The sequence below is a fragment of the Gramella sp. MAR_2010_147 genome (assembly GCF_900105135.1).
Taxonomy (GTDB): domain Bacteria; phylum Bacteroidota; class Bacteroidia; order Flavobacteriales; family Flavobacteriaceae; genus Christiangramia.
On record NZ_LT629741.1, the window covers coordinates 668527 to 684209 of the forward strand.

Below are 15683 nucleotides of genomic sequence, written 5' to 3' on the forward strand. Positions count from 1 at the left end.
TAATCAATCTTCCCAGCTTCCCATTTTGCCCGATTTATAGTCTTCATATGCCTGCTGGATCTCCTCTTCAGAATTCATGACGAAAGGTCCGCCAAAAACCACTTTTTCGTTAAAAGGTTCGGCATGACCCGGTAAGAGAATGCTTTTTTCTGTGGCTGAGACATTCAAGATCTCGCTATTTTTAGAAAATTCAGCCAGATGAAGTTCAGGTACTTCAATTTCATTAACCTCTAATTTTCCGCGAACCACATAAAAGAAAATATTATCAGCTTTTGGAATTTCCAGGTGAGTTTTAGAATCCTGATCAAAGTGAACCACCGATAAACTTACCGAAGTTGGAGTGTCAAAGGCACCTCGAATTCCTTTAAAGTTACCCGAAACTACCTGGGCTTTGATAGTTTCTTCTTCATTTTGCCATATAGAGATTTTATCTTCCTGGAGTCCGCGATAGGCTGGCTCCATCATTTTCAACCTTTTTGGTAAGTTTATCCATAATTGTAAAATTTCAATAGGACCTCCATTCTCTTTAAACTCTTCCGAAGAAATTTCTGAATGCAATAATCCTCGTCCCGCAGTCATCCATTGTACACCACCACTTTTAATCACACTGTAATGACCGTTGTTATCTTTGTGAGCGATGTCACCATCCAGAATAAAGGTTACGGTTTCCATTCCGCGGTGGGGATGCGGCCCGAATGGCAGACCGTTGTTGTTTGGGCCATAAACCTGTGGCCCGTGATGATTTAGAAATATAAAGGGATCTACCATTTGCAGATGCCTGGTAGGTAGGGGAGACCAGGTCTCTAAATCTCCCATAGGGCGATATTCTGCTTTATGAAGCTTCTTGATATTTCTCATTTTCTATTATTTATTTCTAACATAAATAAGTTTGAATTTAGAATTTGCATTTTCCCTTGATTCAATTTCAAACTTATCAATAGAATGTATCATAGGTGTCAATTTTTGAAAACCATAATTTCTTGAATCAAAATTTGGTTGCTTCTTTTGAAGCAGGCTCCCAACATCACCAAGAAACGCCCACCCATCCTCATCGGCTACATCAGAAATAGTCTGGGAAATAAGTCTGACCACTTTAGGAGTGATCTTATCAATATTCGCTTTCCTGGCACCTCTTTCTTTGCTGTTTTTATCAGATTCAGTTTCTTTGGTATTATGTTTTAAGATTTCGATATAGATAAATTTATCACAGGCAACGATAAACGGATCTGGTGTTTTCTTCTCTCCAATACCAATTACTTTCATGCTCGCTTCACGCAGCCTGGTAGCCAGCCTTGTAAAATCTGAATCACTAGAGACAAGACAAAAACCATCTACTTTGTTGGAGTATAGAATATCCATAGCATCGATGATCATGGCAGAGTCTGTCGCATTTTTACCCTGGGTGTAGCCGTATTGCTGAATAGGATGAATAGCGTTCTCTAATAGAACATTTTTCCATTTATTAAGGTGGGGCTTGGTCCAGTCACCATAAATTCTTTTAATCGTAGGGTTACCATATTTGGCAATCTCTTCCATCATCTCTTTTACATGAGCTGAAGGTATATTGTCACCGTCTATAAGTACGGCTAAATTAGTTTCCATGTTATAATATTTTTGGGGACTAAAGTTAAGGTTTAAATTTTTAGGCCTGTACGGGCCGAATTTAAATTTAGAAAAAGAGGCTGTCTAAAAAGTCCCTATTTTGCAATGCAGAACCTGTTTTAGCTTCTTATTGAATTTGATTTTCAATCTTGTTAAGATCCTGAATTAAATCTGGTATAACGTAATACTATTTTTTAGACAACCTCTTCATAATTTTTAGAATCTTAGAAGAGCATTCATTTTTGATTTTTTCTGAGGCATAAATTCATGTTCCACAAGATAGACTTTACCTCCCATTTCTATCGTTTTCTTCGCTGCAAGGTTTAATAAAGAAATATTACCATTTTCCTGATTTTCAGAAAAACTGACTTCCATTTTGTCTTTATTATATTTTCCCCAAACCTCTGCACGATTTTCAATAAATAAAGTGTCTACTTTACCTTGGTGAACAGCAGAAATAATATCACTAACAGCGGAAGTGGTATTTTCAGTCTGGCTCAGTTCTTTGTACTTTTCCTTTTTCTCATCCCTGTTTTCATTTAAAAATGGCTCTGCGATTTCAAGTGCTTTTTGATGTATGCCCAGCATATCGCTGTCATTGGGATTTCCCTGAATTACTTCTTCAACTAAATGATTATAGGTGTTTGCGTCCTGGTAAATTGGGAACAGATAATCCTGGCAGTAAACCACCAGCGGAAGTTTTTCCCTGTTTAAGTGATCTTTCAAACCTTGGTCTACAGCCCTGAAGAATTGTTTTATTTCTACGCGATCGTCCCTTTCACTACCACCATGACCATGAAATTGAGTTTTTTCACCGCCTTCTCCCTGGGTTCTGAATTGCAGCGCTTTTTCTTTATAGTCAAAACCAACTCTTTCTTCCAGTCTTGAAGGCGTAAGATCATCAACTTCTACAGGCATGATGCTGTATTTTGTAGCTTCATAGAATTTCACATCTTCCAGTTGAATGGCCAGTATATTGAACTTCCCATCACCATTCATGGCAGGAACCAATGGTTTTATATAGAATTCCTGGGATATATAGTGATAGGCCTCAAAATTGACCGGAACAGTATAATTTTCAAAAAAATCTTCAGAAGAAAATATCGCCAATCCATCTGACTGATGTCTCCAGAAATCACGATTATCAATTAATTCCTGAATTGGTTTTCCTATTTTATCAATAATCTTATCATCTATATTCTTTTCTTTTAGCTTCTTTTTTACCTCGGTCCATTCAGAATGAAGGTGTTTTTTATTCTTTTCTTCCAGAACTTCTTTTCCGGCTCTTTGGGTAGGGATAAAAATGGAAACACAGGTTTCATTCTTATAATTTGATAGTTGTTTAAAATCTTGCTCATTAATCATCGACATAATACTATTTTTAGTGGTTAATTCTTCATGAGAAGATACGTCGAAACAGCACTATTTCAAAGCTTATGACGCCATGTTTCTGCTAAATGTTTCTTAATAATTCTGAAAGAAATCTAATTCAGCATTAGAATTTATAATTCATCATCAGGTTCTACATGAATAAGAACATCTGCTATTTGAGGAATTTTTTCCAATATCTCATCTTTCACCCTGTGGGCAATATCATGACCGGCCTTTACGCTAATTTTTGCATCTACTGCGATGTGAAGGTCTATATGATAGGTCATTCCGGTTTTTCTTACAAAGCATTTTTCGGTGTCTACCACCCCAATGTTCGCATGGGCAATGTCCCTAATCTGCAATTCAATATCCTCATAACGATGTTCGTCCATAACCTCACCAAGTGCAGGTCTCAGTATAAGATAAGCATTAAAAAGAATGACGCCTGAAGCAAACAGGGCGGCCCAGTCATCTGCATTCTCATAGCCTTTGCCCATATACAGTGCGACAGAAATCCCGATAAAAGCCATGAAAGAAGTGATTGCATCGCTGCGGTGGTGCCAGGCATCTGCCTTTAATGCAGAACTATTGGTTTCAGATCCCTTTTTTGCAATAAAACGATAGGAAACCTCTTTTATAATAATGATCACTAAAAGAACAATAAGCGTATAGGGTTCGGGAACTTCATGTGGCGTATTTATATTTTCAATACTTTCATACGCAATAATGGTTGCAGAAATTATAAGAAATCCAACAACCATGAAAGTAATAAGTGGTTCAGCCTTGCCATGACCGTAGGGATGATTTTCATCTGCCGGTTTATTGGCATATCTCAAACCCAGTAATACCAAAAGAGAAGAAAATACATCGGTAGTAGATTCTATAGCATCTGCAATAAGCGCATAGGAATTCCCAAAAATACCGGTGACTGCTTTGGCAATAGCTAAAAGGGCATTTCCAGCAATACTAAAATAGGATGCTTTTATCGCTTTCCGGTATTCCGGTTGCATAGGTTTGTTTTTTAGGTCTACAAATTTAAAAGAATAAGTTAGCTGAGTTGGTTATATATGAGTAAAATACCACTGAGGACCATCAATAAAATCAACAATTTTCTGAAGGTGCTACTTTTCATTTTAGACAAAAACTTCTTTCCTATAATATTTCCTACTACCGCTCCCAGTCCCAGTGCAATGCCATAGACCCATAATTCTTTATATAAAAGTCCGAAGAAGGTATAGCTGCCTAACTGTGCAAACCCCAGAAAAAAAGAATTCACTGTCTTGGTCGCGATTAATTCTTCCTTATCAAGACCCAGATTAAGGTAGAAGGGATTCAAAATAGGTCCCAAAGCACCTATAATGGTCCCTAAAATGGAGACAATAAAACCTAACGGAATGAAGTACCAAAGCTTCACGGGAAACGATCTTTGCTTTTTTCCAAAACGATATTGAAATACAGTACTAATAAGAAATATCCCGACAAGAATTTGTAGCCAGGAAGCATTTAGCCTGGTAAAAAACCACCCGGCAACCCAGGCACCTGCAACTGCTGCCGGAACATAATACCAGAAAACTTTCCAGTTGATATATTCCCAGAATAGAATAAGTCTCGCAGGTCGCCCAATAAAGGTTCCCAGATTTACAACAGGAGCCGTTTTAGTAGAACCTATCAAAAAATTTAAAAAAGGAACCAATATTAGAGCGCCGCCACCTCCAGAAATTGTAGAAACGATAAATGCAACAACTCCGGCAACAAAAAGTAGTACCAGAAACAATAGATTGATATCCTGAAAAAATTCTAACATGTAATGTTAATTACCACCAAACTATAAAAAATTTATAAAATGCTGATCTTGTTTTCATCCAAACAAGAGGAGCTTTATTTTTTTCAAGAAGAGATTGAATGTTTTTCAGAAAGTCTTTTTGATTCATCCAGTTTGTGTTATCCTCAGGATCACAACTCCAGTCTTTCTTCTTCGGACTATAAAATAAGTTCTCATCCCATTTCATTTTGATGAAATGATTTAAATGATACCAGTTTCCTGCGAGACAATCTGGATTTACCAGATTTTGTTTTTTCTGGAATACTGAACCTGAAGTAAATAATTGGGCTTTGAAACATAATTGCTGTTCAATCTTATCAATTGAAATGTTCAATTTATCAAGGTAGTTTAATGTTTCAGGTTTATAAAGTAGTGGAAATTGCCTTGATCTTAATTTACCCAGTTTTTCAAAGAAACTATCCCGCCTGTTTGGACCAATCCATCTTTGTATTTCCAGATCCACAGTTTCATCATAGATATAAAGCTTATAAACCAGCTCCACATGCAACACTTTAGAAGCCTGTTTATCCAGGAGTAAAAAATCGAGTTCTCCCAGGGTTTGTTTGTTATGAATAATCTGGATATTGGAATCTAGAATTTGGTACTGAGAACTATGCTTTATGGCGATTTCAAAGAAACTTTCCATTCTTTTACCCAAAACCGAATTTCGTGGATGATCTAACTTCTCAAGATCGGCGATCAAGGCATCGGTGATAGGCACTTCTGGAAAATTAAAAATATTGAAGTCTGCCGGGTGGTCCTTTGGAAAAATATTGGGAGTTTTTAAAAAACCCTGGAACTGGTTTAAAATGCTGAGTTCTTTCAAAAGTGTTTTCTTTCGGCAGTTAATTATTAAGAGTAGAATGCATTTTCAGAAGTTATTTAGGTCTTACAGGAATCCAGATGTCTTCCTCTGATTCAGGGTTTTCTGGACCTTTGTAAGCTTCTCCCAAAACTTCAAAGTGAGGACGATCTTCTAATAAGTATTCTGAAGCAGGCAACCATTCATTAAAGATATAGTTAGAAGATTCAGCAAATTCCCGTGCAGTTCCTTTATGTGTAAAAACTGCATATTTTCCCGCCGGAATTTCTAATTTCTCCAATCCTTTTGGAATGTTTTCAAAATGTAAAACTTCTGATGCAGCCCATTTATTGAATTCAGATTGGGTATCAAACTCACCTTTCATAAATTTTTCGCCATATTCCTGTACAGAATAAAGGTTTTCTCCTTTCTTACGTTCAATAGCGCCTTTTAATCTCATAAACCTGTTCCACAATAAACTGGTTTTATCATCTGCCAGGCTGGTGGTTATACAAATCCCTACCAGTTTCTTAGGTTTTATAATCTTTATCTCCGGTTTTGATATCATTTAAAAATTGTATTTAAAATTCTTAATACCTGTTTAGCTAAACTAAGTAATTTAGGTTAATATAAAGGTATGACGCATTTTAAGAGAAAACTGAATCCTGGTGAAAAGTGATAGTTTTTCTATAGAATTGGATTTCTGCAATTGTATGTAAGCAAGGCATTCTGAAAGAATTTTAAATACCTTTGCTGAAAATCCCCAGATTTGTTCAGAAAGCGATTCTACTATTTTATTAAAGTACAGTATTTAGGATACAGGTTACATGGCTGGCAGAAACAACCTGACGTGAAGACTGTGGAAGGTCTTATTACTAAAACATTGCGTTGGGTAATGCCCGAAGCTAAATATAAAATCCTGGGTACCAGCAGGACAGATGCCATGGTCTCTGCAGAAGAATCGGCATTTGAGTTATTTATGGATCATGAACCGCTTGAAGAGCTGGAAGAATTTCTTGAATTGTTTAATAAGAACTTACCGCAGGATATAAGAGCAATAAGTATTGAGGAGGTTGATGAAAAATTTAATATCATCCAGCATTCCAAGACAAAAGAATATGCATATCTCTTTAGTATAGGCGATAAGTTTCATCCTTTCTGTGCGCCGTTTATGGCCAATTTCCAGGAAAATCTGGATATTGAGAAAATGAAGCAAGCTGCGAAATTATATAAGGGGATTCATAATTTTAAAAATTACTGTGTTCGTGTTTCTGAAAAAAGCACATTTGAGCGTGAAATGCTAAAATCTGAAATAATTGAAAATACGGAATATATTGCTAATTTTTTTCCGGAAAGATCTTATATTTTTCATATTCATGCTTCCGGATTTCTAAGACACCAGGTGAGACTAATGATGGGAAGTTTGGTTTTGGTTGGAAGGGGAGAGTTGAGTCTACAGGATATAAAGGATAGTTTACAAAAGGATTCCCCGCAGCACCAAATGGATTATATAGCTCCAGCTTCCGGGTTGATCTTACGAAAGATAGAATTTGATTAATAAGCTTAATTCTCCTTATCGTCCAGTATCTTAAGCGATATTTTAATAGTTTCATAGGGAATCGCTTCTTCAAAATGCTCGAAATAGGTTTTAAGGGAATTGGGACTTTCCAGCTCTTTTTTTGCCTGCTCTATAGATTTTAGATCTGAGATTGGAATAAACTGATGAAGGTTGATTTCTTCGCCCTCATCATAAAGTTTTATAAGATGAGTGAAAATGGTATTTTTCGCCATACCTCTTTTTATCGCGATTTCTTCAGCATTTAAACCATCATTGTACAGTGATAATGTTTCCTGAAGCGTATTTCCCTTTTTTGCTTTTTTCTTCGGTTTCTTTTCTCTTTTCTCCTTATTGAAAGCGATGATCTCTTTTATAAAACGATAACCATAATCTTCCATCTTTTTTCTTCCCACACCATCTATAAGTAGAAATTCAGAATCAGACATTGGCCGCTGTTTCTCCATATCCTTAAGAGCAGCGTCATTAAAAATCAAATAAGCAGGAATATCTTCTTCTTTTGCGATTTTTAAACGTAGCTGTCTTAACTTTTCAAACAATGAATTGTTTATAGTCACAGTTTTTTCAGCAGTTGTCTGTAATTTTTCGTCTTTAACATCTGCGAGATAGACTTTTTCACCTTCAAAAAGAATACGTTTGGCCTGTTTGGTAAGGCGTAAGTGGTTATTCCTGTCAAAAGCAATTTCTATATATCCAAGATTTATAAGCTGAATAAGGTACTGCTGCCAGTGCCTCCAGGAAATATCTTTTCCTATACCGTAAGTAGAAAGCTGTTCATAATGATTACTTCTAATAGTTTCATTCTGGGAACCTCGAAGTACATCGATAACTGCTGAAATAGGCTCTCCTCCTTTTAATCTAAAGATACAGGACAATGCTTTCTGGGCGATGATAGTCCCTTCAAAAAACTCTGGCGGATTTCTACAAATATCACAGTTGCCACAATCTTTCTCAAGATATTCTCCAAAGTAACTAAGCAATATCTTTCGTCTACAACTTAGCGCTTCAGAATACTGTTTCATTCTATCGAGTTTTGCCAGTTGTACATCTTCATTTTTTGCATTTGAAGCAAATTTCTGAAGTTGTATCACATCGGCATAACTATGAAAAAGAAGGGTGTCTGATGGTAGCCCGTCACGTCCCGCTCGGCCAATTTCCTGATAATAACCCTCCAGGTTCTTAGGCATGTTATAATGGATCACCCACCTAATGTTAGATTTATCTATACCCATTCCAAAAGCAATGGTAGCACATATTATGTGCTTTTCATCATTAATAAACTCATCCTGAATACTGGAGCGATTCAGGTGATCTATTCCAGCATGATAGGCTTCAGCTTTAAAACCTTTAGTCTTCAATTTAGAGGCAAGTTCTTCGGTTGTTTTTCTACTTAAACAGTAAATGATCCCACTTTCGCTTTTCCGGTTTTTAAGAAACTGGGTAATTTGCTCAAATCTTTTAATACCTGGTTTAACTTCAAGACTCAGGTTTTTTCGATCAAAAGAGGCGATATGTTTTTCAGCTTTGGGAATATTTAGCTGCCTGCAAATATCATTTCGGGTAGCCTTATCTGCCGTAGCGGTTAATGCTAGAATGGGAGTGGAGGGGAAGCGATTTTTTAAATAGCCCAGCTGGGTATATGCAGGCCTGAAATCATGGCCCCAGCTGGAAATACAATGAGCTTCATCAATAGCGATAAGACTCACCTTACCATCGGTTAAAATGCGGTCTACAAACTGAAGACTTTCTGGAGCTACATATAGTAATTTGATCTTCCTGTTATCAATTCTCTGAAAAATAGCCTGCTTATCAGCCTCTTCCTGACTGCTGTTTAGGTAAGCTGCAGGCACACCGTTCGCATTCAGCCCATCTACCTGGTCTTTCATTAAAGCGATCAAAGGAGAGATTACCAGTGTTATTTCTGGAAGCAGGATTGCCGGGAGCTGGTAACAAATAGATTTACCGCCGCCCGTAGGCATGATCACGAGATTGTCCTGGCCATCAAAAACCGATTTAATGATCTTTTCCTGAAGAGGTCTAAATTTCTCATAACCAAAATACTCCTTAAGAGTATCCAACAACACAGCTTCTTTCATATTTGCAAAGGTAAAATTAAGAGTATATTTCTGGCAATTCTAAGTGTTGATTTACGTATAAATGTTTCGCATTGTTTCAGAAGAAATATTTGAAATTGCCGTTAGGAGATAATTAGTATTTTTATTGAAAATTAATTCTACTTATGGCTAAAAGGAGAAAACTGATGCTTAAGCGCCCTAAAACGATCAAATCAGCAAATCAGATTCCGGGAACCATGACTTATGTAGGTCATAAAGAAGCTTCGGAAACAAAGCTGGATGTTATTGATTATAATAGTGAACGCTATGAGCGATTTAGTTCTACAACTACTGAAGATGCATTTCAATTTGTAGATGAAGACAGCATCACCTGGTTTAATATAGATGGTTTAAGTAATGTAGAGGAGATCGAGAAGCTTGGAGATTATTATGAACTCCATCCATTGGTCATGGAAGATATCGTTAACACCGGTCAACGTCCTAAAATCGAAGAGTACCAGGATTACCTTTTTATCGTTGCAAAAATGCTCTATTATAAGGATGGAGAGATCGAGAACGAACATATTAGCATGATCGTAGGTAGAAATTATGTGCTTACTTTTCAGGAGTCTGATGGAGATGTTTTTGATCCGATAAGGGAGCGTATAGAAACCGCCAAAGGAAGAATTAGAACGCGTGGTGCAGATTATCTAATGTTTGCTCTGCTGGATTCTATTATTGATAACTATTTTCTGGTAATAGACGATATGAGCGATAGAATTGAAAGTCTCGAAGAAAGTCTTTTTACTTCCCGCCCCAGTGATGATATTACTTTTGAAATACAGGATCTCAAAAAGAATATTCTTAGAATTAGAAGGGCAGTCTTCCCACTTCGTGAAGTTATTAGCCGAATGGAAAAAATGGATAGCGATCTAATAGATTCACATACCGGTAATTTTATCAGGGATTTATATGATCATATTATTCAAATTTCAGAAAATATAGACATATACCGTGAAATGATCTGGGGTCTTATGGATATGTACATGACAACGATTAGTAATAAGATGAACGAAGTGATGAAGGTCTTGACTATTATGGCCAGTATTTTTATTCCGCTAACATTTATCGCAGGAATTTACGGGATGAACTTCGAATATATCCCGGAATTGCAATGGAAATACAGTTATTTCGTACTTTGGGGAGTAATGATCATCGTTTTCTTATTGATGCTTTATTATTTCAAAAGGAAAAAATGGTTGTAGCGTCTAAAATTTGAGGTATGAGAACATCTATAATATTATGTTTGCTTTTAATGATGATAGTCGATACGTCTATTGCCCAGGAAGAAAGCGGTAAAATAAACGACTCTATTAATAAGATATATGTTGGGACCTATACCAAAAAAGAAGGACATGTAGATGGAAAAGCTAAAGGTATCTATCTGGTTAATCAAAATTCTGATACCGGCGCACTTGAGTTTAAAGGAACTGTTGCTGAAGTTGTAAATCCTTCCTTTGTAAAAGTGGGCAGGATGGGGAAATATCTTTTTGCAGTAAGTGAACTAGGTGCGAACGATGGAGCAAATGGATTTATTTATTCTTATGAAATTTTAAAAGATGGAATGCTTAAGCAGATCAGTAAAAATTCATCAGGTAGTTATGCTCCCTGCCATATAGCCTTAGACAGATCTGGTAAATATGTTTTTGTAAGTAATTATGTGGGTGGAGTTGTGATGTCCTATAAAATAAATGAAGACGGAAGCCTTGCTCCTAATCAGAAAATCAATTTAAAGAATCCAGATAAATCTCATGCTCACTCTGTAAAAATTAGCGGTGATAACCGTTATGCGTACATTGCTGATCTTGGTAATGATAAAATATGGATCTTTGAATTTAGAGAGGGGAGCTTAACGCCACATGAACAGCAATTTGTTGACCTTGAAAAAGGTGCCGGCCCAAGGCACATGAGCTTTGCTAAAAATGGGAGTTTCGCATATTCTATCAATGAGTTGAATAGCAGCATTAGTGTTTTTGAGGTTTTAAAGAATGGAGGACTTCGTTTGATCCAAAATATTTCGTCTTTGCCGGCGTCCTTCAAACAACGTAATTCTGCTGCTGATATTCGTATGCATCCATCCGGAAAATTTATTTACGCTTCTAATAGAGGTCATGATAGTATAGCCATTTTTAAAATTGAAGACTCAGGAAAACTTACCAATATTGATTTTGTTCCGGTTGCGGGTAAAACACCCCGAAATTTTACACTTTCGCCATACGGCAAATATCTATATGCAGCGAGTCAGGATACCGGTAATGTTACCATCTATAAGATCAATCCAGATAATGGAAAGCTAAAGCCTCAGGAACCTGTTTTTGAAATTAAAACACCGGTTTGCCTGGAGTTTGTGAAATAAAAAAGGCAGCAAATTAGCCACCTTTTTTTTATTTCCAGGATTAAATTATACTTCTTTTACCACAAAAAAACCGTCATTTCCCTGGGCCTGATATAAAGGCATAAAAACATAAGCATCCCATTCGCTTTTTACTTCATTGCCATTTTGTTTTGCTAACAGTTCTCCTTTTTTAATCTTTTGAAAATTTTCATAACCAGGCTCCATTTTAAATTCGTCTGAATCTTCCAGGCCATGTCTGTAAATAATTTCAAAGGTCTTTTGTGGAGGCGCATTCTTTTTTACAAACCTGTCCACACATTCCGGATAAGTGGAAATTTTACTGAGGTCAAGATCGCAGGCTTCCTTTAGTGCAAGCCAAATCACTCCTTCATGGTTTTCTTCTGAAGTTTTATCGGTATGCTGTCCAGCTTCGAAAACAAACCCGGTCATGCCAATTCTACTTAGATAATGATCAATATCCCCGGTAATGATATCACTGAAACCACGAATAATATAGGTGGGGAATTTGTGTGCCCATGCATCATTATCATTCACCTCCTGAACTGATACATACGGGAGGCTGGCAGAGGAGGTGGTATGGCAATCTAAAAAATATCTTTTTGTAAAATCTCCTTTAGATTGTTCTTTTAAAACCTCAATGATCTCAAACATTTCTCGTTCTTCATGAGTATCTGGCTGGTTTTTTTCTACATTTTCTTCAGTCCAGGTCCTGTTGAGATCTTCATCTATATATCGCTTATTTTTATTTAAAGCTTTTTTGTTTCCCGCAATACCTACAATTGTTCCTTTAATTTCGGGTTTCGTCTTTTCAAGTTCTTTAAAAACTGTGATCAACGCTTTTACACCACTGGGTTCATTTCCATGAATCCCTCCGGTAACAAAGAGTAAAGGCCCTTTATTGCCAGAACTGTACTTACCAATGATTCTTGGAATTTCCTTTTCAAATGTATTTTCCATAATACTGTTTTAGTCCATCGTAGCTAAAGTTCTATTGCTTAACTGGTTTTTGTAAATTTCTTTAAACTCTACCTTCCTTTCAATAGCTTTGATAATATAATCTGTAAATCCAGGAAGACCAATATCTTTAAATCGTTCCATTCCTCCCGGGCTTAATACATTAATTTCAATTAATTTATCATCAACCACATCAAGGCCAACAAAAAATAATCCGTCCCTAATTAATTTGGGAGCAGTAAGATCTATGATGCGTTGCATTGCGGGAGTTAGATCGCTACTATCTGCGGTAGCTCCTACAGCAAAGTTGCTTCTAAATTCTCCTTCGCCACTAACTCTTCTAATAATAGCTTTTTTACCATCTTTCTCCATCACCTTACCATTCACCAGTAAAATACGAACATCTCCATCTTTTCCCGCAGGAAGATATTCCTGGGCGATCACGTAACCCTGAGAGCTTAAATGTGTGATAATTTGATTTACATTCTTTTCATGCTCGTCTATTAGGTAAACATCTTTTCCTCCTGAACCTTCCAGCGGTTTGAGAACCATTTTCTTATTTTTCTGGTTTTCCCAGAACTCCAGAATCTGATCTTTATCTCTGGTGATAATCGAAGCCGGTTTAATTTCCTGCGGAAGCTCTTCAAAATATAATTTATCTATAAACGCGTGGGATAGGGCATAGGCGTCATTTAACACTAAAACTTCTTCTTGCTGAACCATTCTTCCAAAAGCAACCCCGGCTTGCTCGGCCCATTGGCGATCTGCTTCTTCAGTTGGATTGTTTCTAATGAATAGTACATCCAGTTTAGAAGAGTTTATTTTCTTCGATTTATTTTTCTTATCCTGAAGTGCCTCCAGAAATTTTTGAGGAGACTTGCTTTTAAAGCTTTTGGATACCGAAACCGCATTAATACTAATGGGTTCATCATGATGGAATGTAAAATCTCCAACTCCCATAGCATAGACTTCATGACCTCGTTGGTGTGCCATAGTCATAAGCGCCGTAGAAGTACCATTTTTTTCCGTTGCAACATCATTTAATACAAAACATATTTTCATTTACATACCATTTGTGGAAGGCTTAGGCCTTGCCTGATTAATTCTAATTTTTCATACATTTTTTCACTGTGAAGGTAACTAGGTTTGACCTGCACAGAATTTAAAACTTTTCTGTCTGTAAGTTCCTTTATAATACCGGTGTGTTTAATTCCATATTTTCCGGCCAGGAGAGGTTCATATTCCCCTCCGTTCTTTAAATGTTCTTTTAATAATACCAGTCCTTTTAAATAAATAATATCTTTCATAAATCCACCGCCCTGCATGATTCTAGAGGTGATATTAAAAGCTCTTTCAGCAGAGAAACCATAAGTGAGTTTTAAGAGTCTGAAGATCTCCTGAAAGTTTCCTCCTTCCATAAGAGCTTCTCCCGCAATAACACGGCCAGCAAGTATTCTTAATCTATTTGCAGTAAGACCGTCTACCATAAATTCAGACATTACCGCAAGACCTTCCTGAAGCGGATCGTAATCTGCCAGTCCAATGCTTAACTGATTCAAAGGTTGGTTGCTACCGTTATAATAGGTGAGTACATGGGTGCCCACTTCGTGCTGAATTAGAGCTTCAGCTTCCACCCGGTTCATTTTATAATCTGCAGGAATGTATAATTCGCCATGAGAGACCATCATCACGTTTACATCATCCCGTATATGTACCTTACATTTAAAATTTCTATCCTGCTCACGATAAAAATCAAATTCTTTTCTAGCCATACTACTAAAGGCCTTTGAATCCAGCAGGTCTTTTGTATCGGTATGATCTTCTTCCTGGATTTTATCCAGAATATTACGTGCTTCTTCGCAAAGCTTTTTATCTACTCCTTTATATAGCCTGATACTGTCATACATAAAGTTTCTGGAGCCCCGTTCGTTCAGCATGGTAATCTGCATGTCCAGTTCTTCCCGCTTTTCCCGGAATAAAAAAGACATGGCGGGATCGTCAATATCTTCAATTTTAAGGTTATAAAGTTTCCTTTTTAAAACATCTGGATCTACAGGTAATAATCTGTAATGATAATCTATGACATTTTCATAATTGCTATCAAAAAACTCCTGCTTGATATTTTGAATATTGGCAGGTGAAACTAGCCAAAGAAACTGGTAAGATCTTTCTATATCTGCCAGTTGCTTATCAATATCAAATACGATCTGCTTTAAATATTTCCTGCCAAGGGCATTAAAACTGGCAACTCCTCCCGCTGTTTGAACCCGAATGAACTCAAAAAAAGAACGGTGTATCGCTCTAATGAGATAATCTTTAAAATTCCGGAAAAATACCGGGTACAACTGGTTATTCTCGTTTCTATAAATAGGAGGAACTTCCAGACCTACCACTACGGCACCACAACTTTTTGCATCTTCAATTTCCATCAATGGAGTTTTACCTTCTTGCTGCCTGTTTGGGGTGTCTATAATCTCGGTATTTAAATAAAGCCCGGTGAATTCTGAATTTATTTTTAAAAAATCCTCTTTTAAAGTCTCTAAGGTTGAAGGTAGTTTTTGAGCTGGTCCTTTAATTTTAATTTCAGTAGAATCACGAGTCCCTGCATAAATTTCAAATAAAAGATAAGACTCCATATTTGCCGATATCTGATCTGAAATTCTATAAAGTAACTTTTGATATCCTTGAAAATCTTCGGTACCTATAACCAAATAGGATGATTCATTGGTGACAAATCTTCTTGTTCCTCTATCTTCTTTTTTTCTTCGGTATATCACAAGATATGGTAATTCCTTTTCGATATGTAAGATACCTTTGCCGGGTAACCGACAGTTTATTTCCTTCTTTTCATCAAGGACTGTTAAAATTTGATCAATGGAATTTTCAGATAGGTCAGGTATTTCCTGCATTATTTAGAAAACTTATTATTAGAAATGGTTGTTATGCATCACTAATATTGATTTGTTGATTGGTTTAGACTTGTCTAACCACCTAATTTAGGAAGATTCAAAGTGAATGCTTGTCAATTTCAATATTTTGACAATTTTTTATGAAAGGCTTATAAATTAATGTGAATGGATTTCTAT

The 15683-nt window shown here is 36.5% G+C and carries 14 protein-coding genes; 3 read left to right on the forward strand and 11 right to left on the reverse strand.

Features of this window, described 5'->3' with window-relative positions; all coding sequences use genetic code 11:
* Positions 1 to 3 precede the first annotated feature (3 nt).
* The 7 genes from BLT95_RS02900 to BLT95_RS02930 all read right to left on the reverse strand — a co-directional run bounded on the left by BLT95_RS02900 (position 4) and on the right by BLT95_RS02930 (position 6165).
* Positions 4 to 858 (reverse strand): pirin family protein, encoded by an 855-nt coding sequence (locus BLT95_RS02900; RefSeq protein ID WP_089664590.1) that lies wholly within the window; start codon positions 856 to 858, stop codon positions 4 to 6.
* A gap of 6 nt (positions 859 to 864) precedes the next feature.
* A complete protein-coding gene (locus BLT95_RS02905) occupies positions 865 to 1602 on the reverse strand; it encodes an NYN domain-containing protein (RefSeq protein ID WP_089664593.1) in 738 nt (245 codons plus the stop codon).
* 216 nt (positions 1603 to 1818) lie between these two features.
* Positions 1819 to 2973 carry a hypothetical protein gene (locus tag BLT95_RS02910; RefSeq protein ID WP_089664595.1) on the reverse strand — a complete coding sequence of 385 codons (1155 nt, stop codon included), beginning with the start codon at positions 2971 to 2973 and terminating at the stop codon, positions 1819 to 1821.
* 131 nt (positions 2974 to 3104) lie between these two features.
* A complete protein-coding gene (locus BLT95_RS02915) occupies positions 3105 to 3983 on the reverse strand; it encodes a cation diffusion facilitator family transporter (protein ID WP_089664596.1) in 879 nt (292 codons plus the stop codon).
* 38 nt (positions 3984 to 4021) lie between these two features.
* The gene (locus BLT95_RS02920) at positions 4022 to 4777 is read right to left on the reverse strand and encodes a sulfite exporter TauE/SafE family protein (RefSeq protein WP_089664598.1); all 756 of its coding nucleotides are present in this window, start codon (positions 4775 to 4777) and stop codon (positions 4022 to 4024) included.
* 10 nt (positions 4778 to 4787) lie between these two features.
* Positions 4788 to 5621, reverse strand: a complete 834-nt coding sequence (locus tag BLT95_RS02925; protein WP_089664600.1) for a DUF1853 family protein — start codon at positions 5619 to 5621, stop codon at positions 4788 to 4790.
* 52 nt (positions 5622 to 5673) lie between these two features.
* Positions 5674 to 6165: a GyrI-like domain-containing protein gene (locus tag BLT95_RS02930; RefSeq protein WP_089664603.1), complete on the reverse strand. Its 492-nt coding sequence runs from the start codon at positions 6163 to 6165 to the stop codon at positions 5674 to 5676.
* A 201-nt stretch (positions 6166 to 6366) separates the two neighbouring features.
* Here BLT95_RS02930 and truA point away from each other — a divergent pair, with 201 nt between their 5' ends.
* Positions 6367 to 7155 (forward strand): tRNA pseudouridine(38-40) synthase TruA, encoded by a 789-nt coding sequence (gene truA, locus BLT95_RS02935; RefSeq protein WP_089664605.1) that lies wholly within the window; start codon positions 6367 to 6369, stop codon positions 7153 to 7155.
* 5 nt (positions 7156 to 7160) lie between these two features.
* Here truA and recQ read toward each other — a convergent pair whose 3' ends face one another.
* Entirely contained in the window at positions 7161 to 9269 is a 2109-nt protein-coding gene (recQ, locus tag BLT95_RS02940; RefSeq protein WP_089664607.1) for a DNA helicase RecQ, read from the reverse strand.
* A gap of 143 nt (positions 9270 to 9412) precedes the next feature.
* On the opposite strand from recQ, the gene corA reads away from it, so the two are divergent.
* Both corA and BLT95_RS02950 read left to right on the forward strand, forming a co-directional pair.
* Positions 9413 to 10492: a magnesium/cobalt transporter CorA gene (corA, locus tag BLT95_RS02945; RefSeq protein ID WP_089664608.1), complete on the forward strand. Its 1080-nt coding sequence runs from the start codon at positions 9413 to 9415 to the stop codon at positions 10490 to 10492.
* Between the two features lie 17 nt (positions 10493 to 10509).
* Positions 10510 to 11643, forward strand: coding sequence for a lactonase family protein (locus BLT95_RS02950; RefSeq protein ID WP_089664610.1), 1134 nt, complete (start codon positions 10510 to 10512; stop codon positions 11641 to 11643).
* A 45-nt stretch (positions 11644 to 11688) separates the two neighbouring features.
* Here the strand turns inward: BLT95_RS02950 and BLT95_RS02955 are convergent, their stop codons facing one another.
* The 3 genes from BLT95_RS02955 to BLT95_RS02965 are packed head-to-tail and all read right to left on the reverse strand — an operon-like array spanning position 11689 to position 15506.
* Positions 11689 to 12600 (reverse strand): succinylglutamate desuccinylase/aspartoacylase family protein, encoded by a 912-nt coding sequence (locus BLT95_RS02955; protein ID WP_089664611.1) that lies wholly within the window; start codon positions 12598 to 12600, stop codon positions 11689 to 11691.
* Between the two features lie 9 nt (positions 12601 to 12609).
* Positions 12610 to 13659: a glutathione synthetase gene (locus BLT95_RS02960; RefSeq protein WP_089664614.1), complete on the reverse strand. Its 1050-nt coding sequence runs from the start codon at positions 13657 to 13659 to the stop codon at positions 12610 to 12612.
* On the reverse strand, positions 13656 to 15506 hold the full coding sequence (locus BLT95_RS02965; RefSeq protein WP_089664617.1) for a tyrosine/phenylalanine carboxypeptidase domain-containing protein: 1851 nt from the start codon (positions 15504 to 15506) through the stop codon (positions 13656 to 13658). The genes BLT95_RS02960 and BLT95_RS02965 overlap by 4 nt, the downstream gene beginning before the upstream one ends.
* Between the last annotated feature and the right edge of the window lie 177 nt (positions 15507 to 15683).